This window comes from Chitinophaga tropicalis (genome assembly GCF_009758205.1).
Taxonomy (GTDB): domain Bacteria; phylum Bacteroidota; class Bacteroidia; order Chitinophagales; family Chitinophagaceae; genus Chitinophaga; species Chitinophaga tropicalis.
Genome location: NZ_WRXN01000018.1, coordinates 50,348 through 72,173, shown reverse-complemented (window position 1 = coordinate 72,173; position 21,826 = coordinate 50,348). Strand labels below are relative to the sequence as shown.

At 45.6% G+C, this 21,826-nt stretch carries 16 protein-coding genes; 11 read left to right on the top strand and 5 right to left on the bottom strand.

Annotated elements, in window-relative coordinates; genetic code table 11:
* Window positions 1-168: 168 nt before the first annotated feature.
* Complete coding sequence (locus tag GO493_RS27500) at window positions 169-726, bottom strand: RNA polymerase sigma factor (RefSeq protein WP_157309454.1); 558 nt, start codon at window positions 724-726, stop codon at window positions 169-171.
* A gap of 206 nt (window positions 727-932) precedes the next feature.
* Here GO493_RS27500 and GO493_RS27495 point away from each other — a divergent pair, with 206 nt between their 5' ends.
* The 5 genes from GO493_RS27495 (at window position 933) to GO493_RS27475 (ending at window position 12,196) form a co-directional block, all read left to right on the top strand.
* On the top strand, window positions 933-1,904 hold the full coding sequence (locus tag GO493_RS27495) for a glycoside hydrolase family 43 protein (RefSeq protein WP_157309453.1): 972 nt from the start codon (window positions 933-935) through the stop codon (window positions 1,902-1,904).
* A gap of 864 nt (window positions 1,905-2,768) precedes the next feature.
* Window positions 2,769-5,876 carry a SusC/RagA family TonB-linked outer membrane protein gene (locus tag GO493_RS27490; protein WP_157309452.1) on the top strand — a complete coding sequence of 1,036 codons (3,108 nt, stop codon included), beginning with the start codon at window positions 2,769-2,771 and terminating at the stop codon, window positions 5,874-5,876.
* Between the two features lie 5 nt (window positions 5,877-5,881).
* Window positions 5,882-7,477: a SusD/RagB family nutrient-binding outer membrane lipoprotein gene (locus tag GO493_RS27485; protein WP_157309451.1), complete on the top strand. Its 1,596-nt coding sequence runs from the start codon at window positions 5,882-5,884 to the stop codon at window positions 7,475-7,477.
* Window positions 7,478-7,562: 85 nt separating this feature from the next.
* A complete protein-coding gene (locus tag GO493_RS27480) occupies window positions 7,563-10,862 on the top strand; it encodes a VCBS repeat-containing protein (protein WP_198315850.1) in 3,300 nt (1,099 codons plus the stop codon).
* Between the two features lie 2 nt (window positions 10,863-10,864).
* Window positions 10,865-12,196 carry a vanadium-dependent haloperoxidase gene (locus tag GO493_RS27475; RefSeq protein WP_157309450.1) on the top strand — a complete coding sequence of 444 codons (1,332 nt, stop codon included), beginning with the start codon at window positions 10,865-10,867 and terminating at the stop codon, window positions 12,194-12,196.
* A 25-nt stretch (window positions 12,197-12,221) separates the two neighbouring features.
* Here GO493_RS27475 and GO493_RS27470 read toward each other — a convergent pair whose 3' ends face one another.
* The 3 genes from GO493_RS27470 to GO493_RS27460 all read right to left on the bottom strand — a co-directional run bounded on the left by GO493_RS27470 (window position 12,222) and on the right by GO493_RS27460 (window position 14,336).
* Window positions 12,222-12,965 carry an SDR family NAD(P)-dependent oxidoreductase gene (locus GO493_RS27470; protein ID WP_157309449.1) on the bottom strand — a complete coding sequence of 248 codons (744 nt, stop codon included), beginning with the start codon at window positions 12,963-12,965 and terminating at the stop codon, window positions 12,222-12,224.
* A gap of 22 nt (window positions 12,966-12,987) precedes the next feature.
* Window positions 12,988-13,656 carry an NADPH-dependent F420 reductase gene (locus tag GO493_RS27465; protein WP_262885989.1) on the bottom strand — a complete coding sequence of 223 codons (669 nt, stop codon included), beginning with the start codon at window positions 13,654-13,656 and terminating at the stop codon, window positions 12,988-12,990.
* Window positions 13,657-13,757: 101 nt separating this feature from the next.
* Window positions 13,758-14,336 carry a Crp/Fnr family transcriptional regulator gene (locus GO493_RS27460; protein ID WP_157309447.1) on the bottom strand — a complete coding sequence of 193 codons (579 nt, stop codon included), beginning with the start codon at window positions 14,334-14,336 and terminating at the stop codon, window positions 13,758-13,760.
* Between the two features lie 313 nt (window positions 14,337-14,649).
* Between GO493_RS27460 and GO493_RS27455 the strand changes: the two genes are divergently transcribed.
* From GO493_RS27455 to GO493_RS27435, 5 genes are all read left to right on the top strand, one after another.
* On the top strand, window positions 14,650-15,282 hold the full coding sequence (locus GO493_RS27455) for a hydrolase (RefSeq protein ID WP_198315849.1): 633 nt from the start codon (window positions 14,650-14,652) through the stop codon (window positions 15,280-15,282).
* A gap of 53 nt (window positions 15,283-15,335) precedes the next feature.
* Window positions 15,336-16,700 carry an alginate export family protein gene (locus tag GO493_RS27450; RefSeq protein WP_317165474.1) on the top strand — a complete coding sequence of 455 codons (1,365 nt, stop codon included), beginning with the start codon at window positions 15,336-15,338 and terminating at the stop codon, window positions 16,698-16,700.
* 37 nt (window positions 16,701-16,737) lie between these two features.
* A complete protein-coding gene (locus GO493_RS27445) occupies window positions 16,738-18,591 on the top strand; it encodes an amidohydrolase (RefSeq protein WP_157309445.1) in 1,854 nt (617 codons plus the stop codon).
* Window positions 18,592-18,694: 103 nt separating this feature from the next.
* Window positions 18,695-19,126, top strand: a complete 432-nt coding sequence (locus GO493_RS27440) for a DoxX family protein (protein WP_157309444.1) — start codon at window positions 18,695-18,697, stop codon at window positions 19,124-19,126.
* 14 nt (window positions 19,127-19,140) lie between these two features.
* Window positions 19,141-19,794, top strand: a complete 654-nt coding sequence (locus GO493_RS27435) for a YoaK family protein (RefSeq protein ID WP_157309443.1) — start codon at window positions 19,141-19,143, stop codon at window positions 19,792-19,794.
* Window positions 19,795-19,867: 73 nt separating this feature from the next.
* Here the strand turns inward: GO493_RS27435 and GO493_RS27430 are convergent, their stop codons facing one another.
* The gene (locus GO493_RS27430; RefSeq protein ID WP_157309442.1) at window positions 19,868-20,758 is read right to left on the bottom strand and encodes an NAD-dependent epimerase/dehydratase family protein; all 891 of its coding nucleotides are present in this window, start codon (window positions 20,756-20,758) and stop codon (window positions 19,868-19,870) included.
* Window positions 20,759-20,857: 99 nt separating this feature from the next.
* Between GO493_RS27430 and GO493_RS27425 the strand changes: the two genes are divergently transcribed.
* Window positions 20,858-21,754 (top strand): LysR family transcriptional regulator, encoded by an 897-nt coding sequence (locus GO493_RS27425; protein ID WP_157309441.1) that lies wholly within the window; start codon window positions 20,858-20,860, stop codon window positions 21,752-21,754.
* Window positions 21,755-21,826 lie beyond the last annotated feature (72 nt).

Genomic DNA, 21,826 nt, shown 5'->3' with positions numbered 1-21,826 from the left:
CAATACATGCACTAAACATGCTTAAGACATGCTTAAGACATGCTTAAGACATGCTTGAAACATGCTTGAAAGATGCTTGAAAGATGCTTGAAAGATGCTTGAAAGATGCTTGAAAGGGGAGCTGAAAGGGGAGTTGAAGTAAAGCAATTCCACAAACTATATTGATTATCAACGGGAAATATAAGCCTTCACAAAACTCCTCACGGACTGCACAGCCAGTTGCATCTGCTTTTTAACAGTATGAATAGAGATATTCAGCCTGTTCGAGATCTCTTCATTACTGAAACCCTCCTGCCTTGCTATATAGACCTTCTTACGCTCGGGAGGAAGAGAAGAAACCGCCTGATCAACCAGGTTATCATACTGCCTTTCTTCCACCCGGTAACCGGTATCATCTGTTGCAGTAGCCTGATGCTGGTACAGGTAATCATGCACCTTCAAACGGATAGCCTGCTTTTTAAAGCTGTCATAAATATGGTTACGGGTAAGAATAAAGAGATAACTGGTCAGATCCTCCACACCGGGCATAGCTTCCCTTTTCAGCCATACTTTTAAAAAGATTTCCTGCACTACTTCCCGTGCAGTTCCTTCATCTTTCAAATAAAGCATGGCTGCATTAAACACTTGCTTGCTATAATGATTGAATACAAGTGTATAAGCAGATTCGTCACCCCTGGCAATCTGCAGCAATAGTTTCCGCTCCTCCGGTAAGGATGAATAAGGCAATTTCCGTTTTTTTGAATGCTATGATAAAATTATGAACAAAATCCGACATCTGTTAAACCACTTATCACACAGGAAAAAGCTCTTCCCCGCCGTCCTCCCTGTCAAAAAATGACTTTACCGTCTGCAAAAGCCATTTTTTAAGCCATTCCCCCATATAAAATCTGGTTCCCCATAACTATATTGTGGTTTTAACCGGAAATCACATTATGCGAAAGGTCTTAACATTTTTCCTGCTGGGAATCTCCTGCTGCCAGCTATCCTTTGCCCAGAAAAGGGCCGGTAATCCTGTAATACAGGGTTGGTATGCTGACCCGGAAGCTGCTATCTGGGGTAAAGAATACTGGATTTACCCTACTTATTCAGACAAATACGAAAAACAGGTATTTTTTGATGCCTTTTCCTCTCCCGACCTGGTCCGGTGGACCAAACACTCCCGCATTTTAGACACCGCAGCCGTAAAATGGGCTAATAGAGCTATGTGGGCGCCGGCTATTGTCAAAAAGGAAGGGAAGTACTATTTCTTTTTTGCGGCTAACGATATCCAGAACAACAACGAATCCGGCGGTATCGGTATAGCCGTGGCAGATAAGCCCGGAGGTCCCTATAAAGATTATCTGGGTAAACCTCTGATAGATAAATTCCATAATGGGGCACAGCCTATTGATCAGTTTGTCTTCCAGGATAAAGACGGACAATATTATATTATATATGGAGGCTGGCAGCATTGCAACATTGCAAAACTGACCCCTGACTTTAAAGGATTTACCTCTTTTGATGATGGATCAACCTTTAAAGAGATCACTCCTTCCGGTTATGTGGAAGGGCCATTCATGTTCATCCGCAACGGTAAATACTATTTCATGTGGTCTGAAGGGGGATGGGGCGGCCCTCATTATTCCGTCGCCTACGCCATTGCCGATTCTCCGGCAGGCCCTTTCAGACGCATAGGTAAAATATTACAGCAGGATACCGCGGTAGCTACCGGGGCAGGGCATCATTCCGTGATCAATGTACCGGGTACCGACCGTTGGTATATAATATATCACAGACGTCCGCTTACCGAAACAGCTGCCAATAACAGGGTGGTTTGTATTGACGAAATGCACTTCAATGAAGAAGGGTTAATTGTACCCGTAAAAATTACAAGGGAAGGTGTAAAAGCAGATAAATTGAAATAATAAGCTGAACCGGGACCGTTAGGTTCCGGTTCAGTTAACATCTTGTGCCCCATGGCCACAAAACCCTTGCCAGTATTGGGTTTTGGCTACATTTCAATGTTAACAAATTGTATGGTTGTACTGATTTTAGTATCATTATCTCCCTCAAGTCTGTACGGTCTTGTTCTTTTCCGTTTACATACAGCCAGTTCTTGTTAAAATAGTATTTGTATAAACAGCAAATAGGTACTAATTATGTACAACGCATTGGGGATTGTATGAAATGTTAAAATTGAGTACTTTGTATGCGTGATCAGGTAGGAAGTAAATCTGTTTTATTAGAATGTGAACAATGTAAAACAGTTATGAAGTTTTTGAGAACTTGCCATTTTAGAAATTGTCATTTTTAAAATTTTGCAACAATCCGTAGCAGTGAATTGTAATACACGTAACGAGAGAAACTATTGAACTGATCCTGATAAGTGCGAACTTATTTTGATGGACCAGTAAAATTGACCAGGATCTAAGTTGTAAATCAAGTCAAGGACAATGAACACTATTTTTTAATCACAAATTCCTTCGGTGTGTCTATCGGCTATGCCTGCCATACTAGTATCCGTGTGTGTTTACTATACAGGCATTTCCGGTCAAAGAAACGTAACGAACAATAAACAATAAGGCCAAATTAACGTCATCAAACACTATCTGAAATGATAGACAGGAAACTATTGCTTTTAAAACAGCAAGAGGGGGAACTGTATTTTCTAACGACTACCAAAATATAACCGGAACGATGAATTGTAAAAATGTCGCGGGGCGATATGCCCGCCTGTGTTCACGAGTGTGCGTCACTCACTTATTTTCTAACCAAAAACTAAATCGATAATGAGACATCTACGTTTGCTGGTTGTTGCAATGTTGCTGTCAACAGTAGCATTTGCTCAAACAAGACAGTTGCAGGGAACTGTCAAAGATTCAAAATCCGGAGCCCCGCTGGGTTCGGTGAGCATCAAAGTGCAGGGGAAGAATGTCTTCGCTGTAACTGGTGCTGATGGCGCTTTTACCCTGAAAAATGCGCCGGAAGGAGAGTTTTTATTGGAAGTTTCATTGATAGGATATACTTCCAGAGGAATAAAAGTACCTTCTGGTCAATCATCCCTTGATCTTACATTAGAGGAATCATCTTCACAACTGGGAGAAGTAACGGTAACGGCTCTGGGTATTTCCAAAGAATCCAAAAAATTAGGTTATTCCGTAACAAAAGTAGACGGTGCTGCCTTGACCCAGGCTCGTGAAACCAACGTTGCTTATTCACTGGGCGGCCGTGTAGCCGGTCTGAGCGTAAGCGGTACAAACGGCGGTCCCGGTTCTTCTGCCCGTGTACTGTTAAGAGGTATGGCCAGCTTTACTGCCAGCAGCCCCCTGTACGTAATCAATGGTATTCCTATTGATAACTCACAGAGAGGTGCAGCAGGCGAATGGGGTGGTTCTGATAACGGTGATGGTATCTCCAATATCAACCCGGATGACATTGAAAGCATGACTGTACTGAAAGGTGCTTCCGCATCCGCACTGTATGGTACACGTGCTACCAATGGTGTGATCCTCATCACGACAAAGAGTGGTAAGAAAGGTAATATGCAGGTGGAATATAACATGAACTATACCCTTGATAAAGCAATTAACTTTACCGATTTCCAATACACATATGGCCAGGGCCAACACGGAGTAAGACCTGCAAATACCAACGCTGCATTGAACTCTACACGCTTAAGCTGGGGTGAAAGACTGGACGGTGCACAAACTATCCAGTATGATGGTAATTCTTACGCTTATTCTGCTGTAAAAGATAACATCAAGAATTTCTACAGAACAGGTCCCGCCTTCACCAATACAGTATCAGTTTCCGGTGGTGGCGACAAAGGTGTTTTCCGCCTGTCTGCTTCTACACTGAACAGTCTGTCTATTATAGAAAATGGTGGCCTGAAACGTAAAACTTTCAACCTGAACCTGGAACAGAATGTAACCAACAAGTTGAAAGTGAGCGCAATGGTGAACTACATCGACGACCGCTCCGAGAACCGCCCTCAGCTGAGTGATGGTCCTCTGAACGCAAACAACGGTATGTTCCTGGCTAACAACATCAAGGAATCTATCCTGGCTCCCGGTTATGACGTAAATAACAACGGTAAGGAAGTAACCTTTACTGACGATATCTATGTAACTAACCCTTACTTCGTAATAAACCAGTACCAGAATAACCTGGACAGAAAACGTCTGATCACCGCGCTGACCAGCCGTTATGACTTTACCGACTGGCTGTATGCACAGGCGCGTGTGGGTTATGACCTGATCAACGACAGAAGGTTCACCATTACTCCATGGGGTACCGCTTATTCCTTCACTACCCTGAACGGAACACTGGTGAGTGGTAACCTTACCCTGAACACCGAACAGACAAGTGAACTGAACGTAGACGGATTGTTAGGTTTCAAGAAAGAGATCGTAAAAGATCTGCAACTGGACCTGGCAGTAGGTGCTAACCTCAGGAAAAGACAATGGGAACAGGTAGGTGTTACCGGTAATAACTTCATTATCCCTTACGTTTATTCTTACAATAACGTAAACTCTTTTGGCAGGAACTATGACTTCGAAAAAAGAGAAGCACACTCTGCATACTATACCGCAGACTTCTCTTACAAGAACTTCCTGACCATCGGTACTACCGGCCGTTATGATACTTACTCTACACTGCCAAGCAGTAACAGAAGTATCTTTGTTCCTTCAGTAACGGGTAGCTTCATCTTCTCAGAAGTAATTGACATACCTAAACTGAGTTATGGTAAACTGCGCGCTTCTTACGCAAATGCAAGTGGTGAACCGGTAGATCCTTACATCACAAAGTCTTACTACACAGTAGATGGTACTATCAATGGTACAAGCATCGGTGGTTTCTCAATGACACTGCCTAACCTGTTCCTGAAGCCATTCACTCTGGCTGAGATCGAGGCTGGTCTGGAACTGAAGTTCTTCAACAACCGTCTGGGTTTTGACGTTGCTTACTTCCACCGTAAAACCAAGAACGAGATCATCAAGGGTAGTATTTCTCCTTCTACAGGATACACCACAGCTTACTTTGGTACAGGTTCAACCCAGAACAAAGGTCTTGAACTGGCTGTAACCGGTACACCGGTATCTACTGCAAACTTTACCTGGAACGTTTCAGTGAATGCTACCAATGTAAAGAACAAGATCCTGGATATCTACGGTTCAAACAGCAGCAGCACCACGCTGACACTGGGTACTTACCGTCCGCTGAATGCTAACACCGCACTGGTGAAAGGTATGGCGGGTCCTCAGATCATGGCGTACGATTACAAACGTAATGATAAAGGTGAAATACTGTTAACAGACGATGGTCTGCCTCAGCGTAGTGCACTGAAACCAATGGGTAGCGTACTGCCTACCTGGTTTGGTGGTATCAACAACGAATTCAGCTACAAAGGATTTAACCTCTCCTTCCTGATAGATGGTAAATTCGGTAACAAACTGCTGTCTGCCACCAAATTCTACACCGTTTACCGTGGTCTTGACAAAGAAACACTCACAGGCAGGGAAACAGGTGTAACCAAAGCTGGTATCATTGAAAGCACCGGTGCTACAAACACACTTGCTGTAGACCCTCAGACATACTATCAGGCCCAGGCTAACCAGATCTCTGCAAACAACGTACTGGACGCAAGCTTCATCAAACTGCGCCAGGTAACACTGGGGTATACCCTGGATAGCAAAGTACTGGGAAGAATGCCTCTGTTCCAGTCAATCGGCATATCCCTGGTAGCACGTAACCTGCTCGTTTTAATGAAACATACTGACAACATTGATCCTGAAGCAGGTTTCTCCTCACTTATTAACTATGCCGGTATTGAAGGTACAAGTTTACCAAGTACCCGTACTTATGGTGTGAACGTAAACTTCAAATTTAAAAAATGATGAACATGAAAAAAGGACTTCTTTATATAGGCCTGGCGTCAGTATTGCTGACATCGAGCTGTACCAAAGATTTTGATCAGATCAATACTGACCCTACTGCAATAGACGCGGCAAGATATAATGCAAACCTGCTGTTATCAAGGGCACAGTATAACTACGCAAACACCGGTTACAGCCAGCTGCTGTTCCAGAGTATGTGGGTACAGTTGTTATCTTCTACCTTCAACTACTATAGCAACGGTGATAAATATGTGCAATCTTCCGGCCTGACCGGTTACCAGAACCGTATCTGGGAAGAAGATTATGCTGCTGCCAGCTACGCATATGAAATGACCAACCTTGCGACTTCTGCAGGCCTCACAAACCTTGAGAACATCGGTAAGATCATGAGAATACTGATCATGCAGCATATTACCGACCTGTATGGTGATGTACCATATTCAGAAGCATTACAGGGTAAGCTGAATACCTTCACTCCTGCATACGATACACAGGAAGCTATCTACACTTCCATGCTGTCAGAACTGGAAACAGCTACCGGCGCACTGGATGCTTCCAAGGACAAACCAACTGCCGATCTTTTCTACGGCGGCGACATTGCCAAATGGAAAAAGTTCGGTTATTCACTGATGCTGAGAACAGCTATGAGGCTCACTAAAATGAACCCTACCCTGGCTCAGCAGTATGCCGAAAAAGCAGCTGCAGGTGGTACCTTTGCCAGCGTTGCTGACGACGCTGTTGTGAAAACAGATAACTCTACCGGTTTCAGCAATGCTACCAGCAATGCGCTCCGCGTACAGGATGACTTCCGTGAAGTTAGATGGACAGCAAAACTCATCAACTATCTGCGCAGCAACAATGACCCTCGCCTGAGCTATATCGGCGAGATCTCCCCTGACGGTCTGGCTGCCAATAACAACACCGCACTTGCCGGTAGTACCGATTCAAGTGCACAGATAGGCATGCCTAACGGTTATGACCTGCAGGGTGGAGCTACAGATATCAGCAAAGCGCCAGGTTATCCAGGCGGTACCGGTACCGGTACAGACTTCGCTGCCCTGGGTAAATACTCCCGTCCTACTACAGCTCTTTACAGGAATGTAAGCGGACCGGAATTTGTACTGACCTACTCAGAAACAGAACTGCTGCTGGCTGAAGCTGCCGTACGCGGCTGGAATGCCAACGGTACTGCTGCTGTACACTTTGCAAACGGTGTGTCCGGCGCTATGCAGTCACTCGCTACCTTCAGCTCTTCAGCTACCATCAGCGCCGCTACCGCTGCTCTGTGGACAACCACTCACCCGCTGAACGTTTCTTCAACAACCGCCTCCCTCCAGCAGATCAATGAACAGCTGTGGGTAACAAACGGTACACTGATGAACTTCATCGAAGCATGGTGCAACTGGAGAAGGTCAGGTTATCCTGTGCTGACTCCTGTAGTATACTCAGGTGGTTTCTCAAGTGGTAAAATACCAACAAGAGTACCATACTACTCTACAGAGTCTTCTACCAATCCAACAAATTACCAGAGCGCTGTAGGCCGCCTCACTGGTGGAGATACCTTTATCTCTACCGGCGATACATGGTGGGACGCTCAATAATTTTATCTTCCTTAAAAGTTAATGCGGTTTTCATAGACCGCATTAACTTTTATCTTTTATACCTACGCTGAAAAAATGACGGAAAATGATCACCACCACTGAAAAACTGGGCCTCCCTGTACTTCTGCTCCTTATCATGACCTCTCTCTCAGGGAATGTCAGGGCCCAGCAAAAACTATTTCAACAGTTACCCTCCAAAACAACCAATATTAAGTTCAGCAATACCCTTAATGAAACAGAAAAACTGAACGTACTCGCATATGAGTATTTCTATAACGGAGGAGGCGTAGCCGTAGGAGATATTAATAACGACGGACTACAGGACCTGTTTTTTACAGCTAACATGTCGTCCAACAAACTTTATCTGAACCAGGGCAATCTTAAATTCAAAGATATTACCAAAGATGCCGGCAAAGGCCTGGAAGGGAAAGCCGGAGGCTGGAAAACCGGTGTAACAATGGCAGATGTGAACGGAGACGGACTCCTGGATATCTACGTATGCTATTCAGGGAAAAAGAGCGACGACCTGCGCAGAAACCAGTTGTTCATCAACCAGGGAGATGCAAAGTTCGTCGAAAAAGCTAAAGAATACGGGCTGGACGATCCCGGATACAGCACAAACGCCGTATTCTTCGACTATGACAATGACGGAGACATGGACATGTTCCTGCTCAATCATAACGTCATCAAAATAGACAATATGGAGTTTGCCAGGTTCCGCAATGAAACAGATTCACTGGCAGGCAATAAACTATACCGTAACGACAACCAACACTTTACAGAAGTATCCAGGCAGGCAGGGATCATTCAGAATCCTCTTACTTTCGGCCTGGGCGTAGCCGTTGCCGACGTGAACAAAGACGGCTGGCAGGACCTTTATGTAACGAACGATTACAACGAAAGAGATTACCTCTACATCAACAACCATAACGGCACATTCACCGAAGATGCACGGAACTGCTTCGGGCACCTTTCCCACTTCTCCATGGGGGTGGATATAGCCGACTATAACAACGATGGCCTGCCGGACGTGATGACTTTAGACATGCTGCCGGAAGACAATCAACGTCAGAAACTCCTGCAACTGCAGGAAAATTACGAATCCTTTGAGCTGATGCAGTCGCAGGACCTCTACAAACAATACATGCGCAACATGCTTCAGCTGAATAACGGCGACGGTACTTTCAGCGAAATAGGACAGCTGGCTGGCGTATCAAATACCGACTGGAGCTGGACACCGTTGATAGCAGACTTTGATAACGACGGATACAAAGACCTCTTCATTACCAACGGCTACCTGCGGGACTATACCAACAAAGACTTCCTGCGTTACTGGGGAGATTACAAAGTGAAAAAGGCAATAGACAGGGAACCCGTAATGCTCATGGACCTCATCTCTGCCATGCCCTCCACTGCATTGAACAATTATATCTTCCGGAATAATCACAACCTCACATTTGCCAATATGCAACATGACTGGGGCATAGACGCCTCCGGCATTTCCAGCGGAGCAGTATATGCAGACCTTGATAATGACGGAGATCTCGACCTCGTCATCAACAAGATCAATGAAGAAGCGGGTATATACAGGAATATGAGCCGTGAAAGAGATAAAACATCCTACCTGGCCGTTAAGCTGAAAGGGCAGGGGGCCAACACCAACGGCATAGGAGCAAAAGTATATGTCTACGGCAATGGCATCATGCAGTACCAGGAAGTAAATCCCAGCCGCGGATATCTCTCCGCTGTCAGCACACAGTTACAGTTTGGACTAGGTACATCAACACAGGCAGATTCTGTTAAGATCGTCTGGCCGGATAGTAAAGTGCAGCATATGACAAACGTAACTGCCAACCAGCTGTTGACAGTCTCCTATGCCCCGGATGCACCCCTGCCTGCAACACCCGCTGTTCACACACTTTTCAGCAATGAAAACAACCTGTTAACTACTTTAAAATATACAGAACAGCCACAGAACGACTTTAAAAGACAACCGCTGATGATGTTCATGTATTCACAGACAGGGCCCATCTTTGCAAAAGCAGACGTGAATAAAGACGGATTGGAAGATATTTACCTTGCAGGTAACAATGAACAACCTGGCAGAATATACCTCCAGCAGGCCGGTGGAAAGTTTGTAATGGGTACCAAAGTCACCAACGGCGCCGACGATGCCTCCGGAGTAGCCGCTGCCACATTTTTTGATGCCAACGGCGATGGCGCTCCCGATCTCTATGTAGCTAAAGGAGGATATAACCTCTATGATCCCAATACTCCCGTTCTGCAGGATGAACTATACATCAATAACGGTAAAGGCAACTTTACCCCCGCAAAAGATGCCCTGCCTAATGTAAGCGCCAGCAGTAAGGGATGTGTACGTCCGTGCGACTATGACAATGACGGTGACATAGATGTCTTTGTAGGCGGAAGGGTAGTGCCCGGCCAGTATCCCACAGCACCTGCCTCTTACCTGCTGGTGAACAACGGTAAAGGCCAGTTTACCCCAGCTGCCATACCTTTTGCCGCAATAGGAATGGTAACAGATGCACTGTGGACAGACCTCGATAAAGACGGCAGAAAAGACCTGCTGATATGCGGAGAGTTCATGTCAGTAACAGTCTTTGCCAACAAAGCCGGCGGATTTGAAGACGCTACCGGCAAATACTTTGAACAGCAACCCAAGGGCTTCTGGTTCGGTATGTCAATGGCAGATGTGGATGGAGACGGGAATGAAGATCTTATAGCCGGCAACCTGGGACTGAACACCCAGCTCCATGCTTCAGAAAAAGAACCGGTAGAATTGTACTACGCAGACTTTGACAAGAACGGTTCCATAGATCCTTTCCTGAACTTCTACATTGACGGGGTGAGTTATCCTTTTGTAAGCCGTGATGAACTGAATGACCAGATCTATCCCATGCGCCGGAAATTCAGCAGCTACCGCAATTACTCCAATGCAACCATGAAAGATATCTTCTCTGCAGAAGAACTGAAACAGGCCGGTAAGCTCACTGTAAATGAAACAAGAACATGCCTGTTCCTGAACCGTAATGGTCGTTTTGTGCCGGCAGAGCTGCCCGTACAGGCGCAATTCTCCCTTGTATCAAAGATCCTCCCGGGCGATTATGATAAAGACGGTAAAACAGACCTCCTGCTGTTTGATAACCATTGCGATAACCGCCTTAAGCTGGGTAGCTTCGATGCCGGTTATGGCTGTCTGCTGAAGGGAGATGGTAAAGGCGGGTTCACTTATGTAGATCAGCCTGCCTCCGGTCTTTGTGTAAAAGGAGATGTAAAATCTGCAGCAGGAATAGACATTGGCGGTAGTCAATGTATTATGATAGGCATAAATAATAAAGGGATTTCCCTGTATAAAGCAAACTGAACATGAGAAGACTCTTCATTATATTATTACTGGTATCCCGGGTTGGCTATGCACAGCAATATAAAGCCAGCTTTACCGATTATGTGCAGCCGGCGGTCTTTTCCCTGTCTATGGTAATGATGCACGATGTTGTCAATCCCCCGGCGGCAACCCGTTTTTACAGTTACAGCATGATGTCTGCCTACCGTATAGTAGCGGCTCATAATAAAGATATCCCTGGTGCCGCAGCGTTCATCAGGTCATATCCTGACATTATGGTGAATGATAGCGGCAAAACATATGACTACAGGATAGCTGCTGTTTACAGCATACTGGAAACCGGTAAGCTGTTGTTGCCCTCGGGCTTTATGTTGCAGAAAGATGAAGAGAAGCTGCTACTGCTCTTTAAGAAAGATAAGGTACCTGAAAAGATTATCCAGGCATCTGTTGCAGTAGCTGAAAGTATAGCAAAACAAACGGTGCAATGGTCACGTGGCGATGGCTACGGAAAGCTCAGCACCCATGTGCGTTACACTCCGTTGAAAGGAGAAGGGTACTGGTACCCCACGCCTCCTGCTTATATTGAAGCTGTAGAGCCTTACTGGAAAACTATCCGCCCTATGGTGATAGATTCCTGTAACCAGTTTGTGCCGCTGGCTCCCGTTCCTTTCAGCAAAGACAGCAGCAGTGCATTCTACGCGTTAAGTAAAGAAGTATATGATGTAGGAGTAAAGCTCAACATGGAACAACGGGTTATCGCTTCCTTCTGGGATTGCAATCCCTTTGCCGTAAGCACTTACGGACATATGGCCATCGGGTTTAAGAAGATCACTCCCGGAGGCCACTGGATGAATATTGCCGGCATTGCTTCCAGGACAGCAAAGCTGGATTTTGACAGAACAGTGGAAGTACATGCCCTGGCTGCTATTACTATGATGGATGCCTTTATCAGCTGCTGGGACGCTAAATACCTGTCTAACCGCATTCGCCCGGAAACATATATCAACCGGTATATAGACATCAAATGGAAGCCCCTGCTGCAAACACCTCCTTTCCCGGAATATACCAGCGGGCACAGTGTAATGTCCTCAGCTGCATCCGCTTTAATGACCTATCTCTTTGGTGATAACTTCGCATATACAGATAATACTGAAGAGATGTTCGAGATACCTGCCAGGGATTTTACCTCCTTTAACGCAGCCTCTCAGGAAGCAGCAATTTCCCGTCTGTACGGAGGTATTCACTTCAGGGATGCTATTGATAACGGCGTGGTACAGGGACGCAATGTAGGAGAGTATATAGTGGCAAAAATAAAAGCTGCCGGTATAAAACCTGTTTATACCAGCAGTCATTAGTAGGCAGTCTGAACTTTAACAACGCTTACGCATTCTGCCCTCCGTCAACAGTCAATGTAGATCCTGTTATAAAAGACGCCTCAGGGCTGGCAAGGAATGCCACGGCTGCCGCAATTTCTTCGGCTGTACCGTACCTGCCCAGTGCCAGGCTGTTTTTCATCGTATTGGCAAAATCTGTATTGTCAGGGTTCATATCTGTGGCGGTAGGCCCGGGTTCTACAGTATTAACAGTGATGCCTTTTTTACCAAGGTCCCATGCCCATCCGCGGGTATAGGCAGTTACTGCCGCTTTAGAGGCTGCATAGTCAGCAAAACCCGCAAAACCTACCCTGGCGGCAAATGTCGAACCTACAGAGATCACCCGGCCACCTTGTCCCAGGTGCTGTGCTGCTGCACGGGTAGTAGCGGCTACGCCGGTCAGGTTCACAGCATGTAAACGCGCTACATCATTCTGATTATCATAAGTATCTACCGGGCTGTAGGCTGAAACACCTGCATTATTCACCAGTATATCAAAACCACCGAATGCTTTTACTGTCTCTGCAACTGCCGCCGTAGCAGCTATAGGATCTCCACTGTCTGATTGAATGGCCAGCGCCTTACCACCTGCTTTCTCTACTTCCGCTACCAGGGCGGCAGCTTTTTCTGCTGCATTCAGGTAAGTGAACACTACGCTTGCACCATCAGCGGCAAGACATTTTACGATAGCGGCGCCTATACCGCGACTTCCACCGGTAACCAGGGCTACCTTATTTGCTAATTTTGACATGATTATAGATTTTATAGTTTTTTTACATTTTAATAAGATTCAACGCAGGTAACGGTCCGCCGGGAAATTGTTGCAACCGGCCGCCTTCATGAAGAGTACCAAGGTCTATACCCGCAAAACCTATTCTGCTTATAATACCTGCAACTACCTGTTTAGCTGCAGCATCATTGCCGGAATAAAAGATCACCCGTTTACCGCCTGCCTGCTTCGGATCAGTTGCAAGTATCTCAGGAGGGAAGGTATTGAAAGCTTTTACCACTGATGCACCAGGCACCAGCTTAGCCACTACTTCACTGGATGCTGCACCACCAAGATCAGGAACTATGAATCCGGGATTGATAATGGGATTAGTAGGGTCTATCACAATTCGGCCCTTCCAGGAAGGAACACTGCTTGTTACCGCTTCCACACTTTTCCATGGCAATCCCAGGAACACCACGTCTGCTGTCGCAGCTTCCTCGATACTACCCGCCTTTACCTTACTTCCTAACTGTTTAGCTATTGCTTCCAGTGATGCTGCTCCACGGCTGTTACTGATCACGATCTCATATCCGGCTTTCGCTGCTTGTCCGGCAAAGGCCTTACCAATTGCGCCTGTACCGATAATTCCTATTTTCATTGTGTTTGTTTTTTTAGTTTGTAATGACTGATTGACAACACAAAGATGAGGCAGAAAAGCCCCTGGCTCCAATGACGTTTAGCATGAAATACGCCTGACAATTGAAAAGAAAAAGCCTTGACAATTGTCAAGGCTTTTTACTGGATTATAGTAGGTAGTTAGTAAGTAGTACACTATCTTCTGGCAGCATGAGTACGTATCCGGCTGAGTGTCTCTGCTGATACACCCAGGTAAGAGGCTATCATATGCAGCGGTACCCTGCTAAAAATGTCAGGATACTTCTCAATAAAGTTCTGGTATTTTTCTTCTGTAGTATAACTGATAGCGGAATGAATGCGGTTCTGGCTGGCAATATAACTGCGGTGTATCAGTGTGTTAACCATATCATCAAAAGCAGGGATCTTTTTGCGTAGCTCATCATAATCTTCTTTTTTGAAAAGAATGAGCACTGAATCTTCCAATGCGTCAATATTACATTGGGAAGGAGAGCCTGTTAAAAGACTTTCCCTGTCGCCCGCCCACCAGTTCTCTATACAGAACTTCATGATATGCTCAACGCCTTTCTGATCTACCCTGTAAATACGTAGGCAGCCCTTGGCTACGAAACAGTAATGTTTCCATGCATCTCCTTCCTGTAAAAGGTATTGCCTTTTGCGTAGTTTTTTTGTGAAGCTGACAGATTGTATCATCTCAAGCTCAGTGTCCGTGAGAGTAGTTTTTTCCGAGAGATATTTCTGAAAGACTTCAAACATATAACACAAAGATAAGTGAAACCATAGCAAAAAATACTTTCATCTTTTTCTAAGCCATCACAACATTAAAAATATTAAATAAAGCCGGCCGCATGTCCCTCTCAAAAAATTTGAGCAATTCCCCCCCATTAAAAGAACAATCTTTTCGATAACACATACAATCCCCCATTTCGCGATTTTATATACTTCTTCGCGTTTCTCCGAAATACCGGAACTTCCACTTCTCTGATTTCTATCCCACATTATTGATATACAGTCTCATACGCTGATGGCACTCTTATTGGTAACTCCAGTCACAAATAAAACATCAGTTATGAATCCATCTCCGAATTTGTTGTCTCCCGGCAACCACGCCTTAGTATTGATTGACTTCGAAGGTCAAATGGGATTTGCCACAAAAAGCATCTCTCTCAGCGAACTACGCACCAACACCGCTATCATTGCAGGAGCTTCAAAGATCTTCAATGTTCCAACTATCGTAACCACTGTAGCAGAACAATCTTTCAGCGGACCCGTATTCCCTGAAATAGAAGAATTTTATCCCCAGGCCACATCCGGCTATATTGACCGCACCAGCATGAACACCTGGGAAGATGCAGCCGCCTACAAAGCTATTACCGGTACCGGAAAGAAGAAACTGGTACTGGCAGGACTGTGGACAGGTGTTTGCATCGTAGGCCCTGCCTTATCTGCCCTCTCTGAAGGTTATGAAGTATATGTGATCACCGACGCCTGCGGAGATGTAAGCATAGAAGCACATGAACGCGCTGTAACCAGGATGGTACAGGCAGGAGCTATTCCCATCACATCAGTTCAATACCTGCTGGAACTGCAGAGAGACTGGGCAAGACAGGAAACATATGCTGCAGTGACAGGCCTCATGAAGAAATATGGCGGCGCATATGGCATAGGTATCCAGTATGCCCATACTATGTTGCATCACTAATCTATCCCTTTCATAAAGACAGACCTCCATGGTCTGTCTTTTTAATCTTAGACGTGTTACGATTCATTTTTACCATATGTGTGGGGTTGATAGCAGTAAGAGCAAACGCCCAGTCTTTTAAACTGTTACGGTATGATGAAAACTATGCCGGTTTGAAAGATTCCGTACTACACGGCTACAACCGTATAAAGTTCATTCCTCTTTCTGCTGGTAAACAGGTATACCTGTCCTTCGGCGGCGGAGCAAGAGTGGAATATGTTTCATTCCAAAACGAAGACTGGGGCGAGACTGACATAGGGCATAACGACTTCTTCCTGCAGCGCTATGACCTGCACGGAGACCTGCACATCGGCCGCGGACTGAGACTCTTTGTACAGCTGAGAAGCGCATTGGAAAATGGCCGTAAAGAAGGCCCGGGACCTACAGATGAAGACAAACTGAATATCCAGAACCTGTTTATAGACGTCAGCATCTGGCAGCACAGGAACAGCTCACTAAAACTCCGCGCAGGCAGACAGGAAATAGATTATGGCTCCGGCAGATTGATATCTGTAAGAGAAGTGCCCAATGCAAGACTCTATTTCACCGGGCTGAAAATAATGTACACACACCGTAACCTGTCTGTAGATGGTTTTGCACTCATGGCAGATACTACCTACACAGGCGTCTTCGACAATGAGCCAACGAAAGAGATCAACCTCTGGGGAATCTATTCCAGGATGCCTGTTGCTGAAGCAGGTAACCTGGAACTGTATTACCTGGGTATTCACAGGGACAGGTCGGTTTTCGAAGAAGGCGCTGAAAGAGAGAACAGGCATACTATAGGCAGCCGGTTGTGGAAAAGTGGCGGTGGATTTATATACAATCTTGAAGCCGCATACCAGGCAGGAAGCTATGGAAGAGGAAGCATCAACGCATGGACAGCATCTGCCGATGTAGGATATTCCTTCATTCACAGCAAGCTGAAACCTGCTATCAATGTGCGCAACGATTACATCTCGGGCGATAAACATGCCGGCGATGGCAAGCTGCAAACATTCAATCCCCTCTATCCCAGGGGCGGTTATTTCGGCTTCAACTCGCAGATAGGCCCCGCTAACCTTATAGATCTTCATCCTTATGGAACACTGCAGCTGGCACGTAAGTTCCTCTTCCAGGCAGAAGCAGTATTTCATTGGCGATACTCATTAAATGACGGTATCTACAGACCCGGCGGGAATTTTAATATGGCAGGCGCATCGTCAGGCAAACGCTACATAGGCACTGCGTACCTGGTCAGCGGAGTATGGAAGGTCAACAGGTTCCTTACACTAAATACAGGCATACAGTATTTCAAACCCGGCGCTTTTATCAAGGACCTCATACCCGGCGCTAAAGACGGACTATTCATCAACAGCAGGCTTGACTGCAGGTTTTAAGCCCGGACTATTCATAACAAGAAAACAAAACGATCACATGAAAGCGGATATTATCTTATACAATGGCAATATTCACACGGTAAACAGGCAACATCCTATTGCCTCCGCAGTAGCCATTAAAGACGGCAAGTTCATTTCCGTTGGTACAGACCGCGAAGTGATGCAGGCCATACCGGAAGCTGCAATAAAAATCGATCTGAAAAAGAAACGTGTAATACCGGGACTGAACGATTCCCATATTCACCTGATACGCGGAGGACTGAACTATAATCTTGAACTGCGCTGGGATGGAGTTCCATCATTGGCAGATGCTTTGAGAATGCTGAAAGAGCAGGTAGACCGTACTCCCTCCCCTCAATGGGTACGTGTAGTAGGAGGGTGGTCTGAGTTCCAGTTTGCCGAAAGACGCATGCCTACACTGGACGAGATTAATGCCATTGCTCCTGATACGCCGGTATTCATCTTACACCTATATGACAGGGCCTTCCTTAACCGTGCGGCATTAAGGGCTGTAGGATATACCAAAGATACACCTGCACCTCCCGGCGGAGAAATACAACGGGATGCCGGCGGGGAGCCCACAGGACTGCTCATAGCAAGGCCCAATGCTATGATCCTGTACAGCACCCTTGCCAAAGGCCCTAAACTGCCATATGAACAACAGAAGAATTCTACCCGTCACTATATGACAGAGCTGAACCGCTTTGGTATTACCAGCGTAATTGATGCAGGCGGCGGATTTCAGAACTACCCTGACGATTACCGTGTCATCAGCGAGCTGAATGCAGAGAAACTACTTACCGTACGTATTGCATACAACCTATTTACACAACGCCCTAAGCTGGAACTGGAAGATTTTCAGAACTGGACCTCTGCAGTAAATGTTTACCAGGGTGATGATATGTACAGGCATAATGGCGCCGGAGAGATGCTGGTTTTCTCTGCGGCAGATTTTGAAGATTTCCTGGAGCCTCGCCCTGACCTCTCTGAGAATATGGAGGCAGACCTGGAAAAAGTAGTAAGGTTACTGGTTAGTAAGAGATGGCCTTTCCGCCTGCATGCTACTTATAACGAAAGCATTACCCGCTTTCTGAACGTTTTTGAAAAGGTGAACAGGGACATTCCTTTTGAGGGCCTTCCATGGATATTCGATCATGCTGAAACGATCACTGTACAGAATATTGAAAGAGTAAAGGCATTAGGTGGAGGTATTGCTATTCAAAGCAGGATGGCTTACCAGGGAGAGTACTTTACTGACCGTTATGGTGCCGCTGCAGCATTACAGACGCCTCCTGTTAAAAAGATGCTGGAAATGGGAGTGCCCGTAGGTGGTGGTTCAGATGCTACCCGTGTAAGCAGTTACAATCCATGGGTGTCTCTCTACTGGCTCACTGCCGGAAAAACAGTAGGCGGGTTGCAACTGTATAATGAACAGTCAAGGTTGAGCCGTGAAGCAGCGCTGGAGCTGTATACAAAAGGTAGCGCATGGTTCTCGAATGAGCAGGGTAAAAAGGGAGAGATCGGCACCGGTATGCTGGCAGACCTTGCTGTACTGGACAAAGATTACTTTGCTGTGGAAGATGAGCAGGTAAAGAGCATAGAATCTATCCTGACCATAGTAGGAGGGAAGATAGTATATGCTAAGGAAGATTTCTCTTCCTTCTCGCCCGAGCCTGTACCCGTATTACCCGCATGGTCTCCCGTTGCCGTGTATAACGGGTATTATTCTGCTAAAAATAAGGAGAGTAACATAGCAGCTGCTGTACACTGTTGTGCCGGCAGTTGTGATGTGCATGGGCATGATCATAATGTAGCGCGTATGAATAATGTACCGGCGGATAACTTCACTGCTTTCTGGGGCGCTTTGGGATGTTCCTGTTTCGCATTCTGATTTTATCATAGCCGGTCGCAGGCCAGCCCTCATCCCCCGAAAATTGATTTCTCCGAAGGCGAAATTAATTTTTGAGCGGTTTTTCAAACTCAAAAACTATAGAATGGAGTTATTAAAATACCTTTTTTATACCGACGCAGGCTCTGATGTCAACAACCTCGCCCTGCTCATCTATCGCGTCTTACTCGCACTGGAACTCTTCAGAGTACACGGTTTAAAGAAGTTCAGAGTAGAGAATGGACAAAAGGAACACGTACCTAATCCTTTGCACCTTCCTGAGAAACTAAACGCCTTTGTAGCTACATTCTCTGATACAGTAGTGCCTTTCCTTGTAATGCTGGGACTTGGCACAAGACTGGCAATATTGCCTGTGATAGGAGTAACAGCCATCGGGTATTTCGTAGTACACCGGAAAGATAGCCTGGAAGTAAGAGATGTACCATATATGTATACACTCTCTTTCCTGTTCCTGCTGGTCATCGGCGCAGGCACTTATTCACTTGACAACTACCTGTTACATTTATTATTAGATTAGTAAAAACAAACCAGATGGAAATGGAAGAAGTAAAGATCTGGAATATCACCCTGCTGCTTGCCGCCATTGCAGGGTTTTGTGACACAGTAACCTTTGTAGCGGCAGACAGCCTGTTCTCCGCTCATGTTACCGGCAACTTTATCGTATTTGCTTACCAGCTGATCAACAGGCAGGAGCTGCATGCCTGGGTCAAGCTGCTCACATTCCCTGTATTTGTTTTCTCTGTGATGGCTGGTGGCAGACTGGCAGCAAGCACCCTTAACAAGTATCACTTATTACTGACAGAAGGAATATTGTTATGCCTCGGCGGAATAGGGGTTGTGGTGTTTGACGCCATGGCTTTCAACGAAGCCTGGGTAATGCATCTGATTGCGATGATGGTAGTATTTGCTATGGGAGTACAGAATGCCTTTGGAAAGCTTTACAGCAAAGAGACCTATGGCCCTACTACTATGATGACCGGCAACGTTACACAGGCAGCGCTTGATCTCGGTGCATGGTTGAAAGGTGATAAGCCTGCTCTGACCAGTCTGAAAAAACAGGCTGTAACTATCAGCGGTTTCCTTGCAGGATGTGTACTGGGAGCGCTGATAGGGAATTATATAGGTTTGAGCGCAATATTACTACCCGGTATAGGCATGGTGATCTGTTACCTTTTTAAATCCTGAGCCGCTCAAAAAAAGTGCTTTTGCCGCAGGCAAAAGCACTTTTTTTGAGCAACCCTCTCTTCTTAAACCAACCTCAGATAAAATCATGTATAGAATTATACCTCGGTTTCCATCCCAACGTTTCTCTCGCCTTATCAGCATTACACCTGCTATTGGATCCCAACGCAAAATAAGCCCCTTCAGATCCGAAATGCTTCACCGCTTCATCCATACTGATAGAGGTAATATCCCCTTCCTTACCAATCCTTTTACTGACAGACAGCGCAATATCTTTCAATGAAGACTCCCCATTCTCAGCATAGAAATAAGAACCTGCTTTTGCCTTTTCCAGTGCAGCCACGTAAAGCTCTGCCAGATCTGCAATATGTATGTTAGACCAGATATTCTCTCCCTTCTCAATATAAACACCTGTACCTTTTTCTTTAGATGCTTTCAGCAGCATAGGGACCTGTATACTGTCTTTCTTCAATCCCAATCCGTCTCCGTATATCATGGTAGGCACGATCACGATACTGCGTATGCCTTCCTGTGCAGAGCGGATAATATGATTGTTGATGATGATACGGTGTACTTTCTCAAAACGTGCCTCCACGGGTATATCTTCTGTATATACAAAGTCACTTTTCCCGCCGTTATCTTTATTTCCCAGTATGCTTGAACCCGAAGTGTGAATAAACGTCTTACCGGTGCCTCTCAGCGCCTGCAGGAAGGTATCCACAGCATAAGGATCATCTGCATCAGCAGTATGAATAACAGCATCTGCTTTTATACTTTCTGCTCTTAATACAGGGGCATCCTGTAATGTACCCTGTACCGGCGTAATGCCCAGTGATTGTAGTTTCTCCAGGTCGCTTTCTTTTCTTGCAAGCCCCGAAACAGCATATCCCTTATCCATCAGTAACTTCGCGATAGAGCCTCCAATATAGCCCGTAGCGCCTGTAACAAATACTTTCTTTATTGACATGATTTATTGTTTTTTAATTGAACGACACAAATTTACGGCCATGCTATCTATCAATATAATTATTTAAATAGTAGCTTTGTATCAGAAAAATGATTGAGCATGATTGCAAATATGGAATGGTTCCGCACCTTTAAAGCGATCTATGAAACCGGCTCCCTGACAGGCGCTGCACAGGCCTTATACATTTCTCAACCCGGGGTAAGCCTGCATCTGAATTCGCTGGAAGCCTTCACCGGTTATAAACTGTTTGACAGGGCAGCCCGGAAAATGGTACCGACTGAAAGAGGAAAGGTGTTGTACAATTTTATTCTTGAGCCTGTCAGCAGGCTGGAAATGGCGGAACAGCATTTCAACAGGAGCTCGGTCTCAGAGAAAGCAACCATTAGTGTAGGCATGTGCTTTGAAACTTTCCAGTACACGCTGGAACCACATATCTCCCGTTTCCCGTTCAACCTGATCATTAAGTTCGGAGAGTATCCGCAAATGCAGCATGACCTGGATAAAGGAGTGCTGGACCTCATCATCACGCCGCAGAAAGGTAATCAGCAGGGATTACAGTATGTGCCTTTTTCAAAAGAGCGGATAGTCATGGTAGGTGGAAGCAGGTCAGATACCAAAGCATTTAAGAAACTGATCACTCAGAAAAAATTAAAGGAAGCAGAAGCATGGTTGCAGAAGCAGACCTGGTATAGCACGGCGGCAGATATGGATAACCTGAAGAAATTCTGGCATCTTAATTTTAATAAACATCCTGATTTTAAGCCTAACTATATCGTCCCTAATATCTGTTCCATTATCCGTTGCATCAGTGATGGAGAAGGGTTTGCCATTATCCCTGATTTCCTTTGCCAGGAAGAGGTAGAACAGGGTAAGGTTAAGCTGGTATGGGAAGGGAATAACGTTATTGAGAACACCCTTTATTTCGGTACCAGGAAAAAGACCATCTATACTGAAGAGATCAGGCAGATCCAGGAAATATTTGAACAAAGGCATTAAAAATGGCCTTCTGAACAATCTACGCATCAAATTTATAGCCGGCCGCAGGCCAGCTCCGTGTTCAAAAAAGCT

What these genes read in the sequence shown, in the direction of transcription:
- GO493_RS27475 (WP_157309450.1), top strand. Translation starts at nt 10,865, where the DNA reads ATGAGAAGACTCTTCATTATATTATTACTGGTATCCCGGGTTGGCTAT.
- GO493_RS27485 (WP_157309451.1), top strand. Translation starts at nt 5,882, where the DNA reads ATGAAAAAAGGACTTCTTTATATAGGCCTGGCGTCAGTATTGCTGACA.
- GO493_RS27445 (WP_157309445.1), top strand. Translation starts at nt 16,738, where the DNA reads ATGAAAGCGGATATTATCTTATACAATGGCAATATTCACACGGTAAAC.
- GO493_RS27435 (WP_157309443.1), top strand. Translation starts at nt 19,141, where the DNA reads ATGGAAATGGAAGAAGTAAAGATCTGGAATATCACCCTGCTGCTTGCC.
- GO493_RS27425 (WP_157309441.1), top strand. Translation starts at nt 20,858, where the DNA reads ATGATTGCAAATATGGAATGGTTCCGCACCTTTAAAGCGATCTATGAA.
- GO493_RS27460 (WP_157309447.1), bottom strand. Translation starts at nt 14,336, where the DNA reads ATGTTTGAAGTCTTTCAGAAATATCTCTCGGAAAAAACTACTCTCACG.
- GO493_RS27440 (WP_157309444.1), top strand. Translation starts at nt 18,695, where the DNA reads ATGGAGTTATTAAAATACCTTTTTTATACCGACGCAGGCTCTGATGTC.
- GO493_RS27480 (WP_198315850.1), top strand. Translation starts at nt 7,563, where the DNA reads ATGATCACCACCACTGAAAAACTGGGCCTCCCTGTACTTCTGCTCCTT.
- GO493_RS27455 (WP_198315849.1), top strand. Translation starts at nt 14,650, where the DNA reads ATGAATCCATCTCCGAATTTGTTGTCTCCCGGCAACCACGCCTTAGTA.
- GO493_RS27470 (WP_157309449.1), bottom strand. Translation starts at nt 12,965, where the DNA reads ATGTCAAAATTAGCAAATAAGGTAGCCCTGGTTACCGGTGGAAGTCGC.
- GO493_RS27495 (WP_157309453.1), top strand. Translation starts at nt 933, where the DNA reads ATGCGAAAGGTCTTAACATTTTTCCTGCTGGGAATCTCCTGCTGCCAG.
- GO493_RS27430 (WP_157309442.1), bottom strand. Translation starts at nt 20,758, where the DNA reads ATGTCAATAAAGAAAGTATTTGTTACAGGCGCTACGGGCTATATTGGA.
- GO493_RS27490 (WP_157309452.1), top strand. Translation starts at nt 2,769, where the DNA reads ATGAGACATCTACGTTTGCTGGTTGTTGCAATGTTGCTGTCAACAGTA.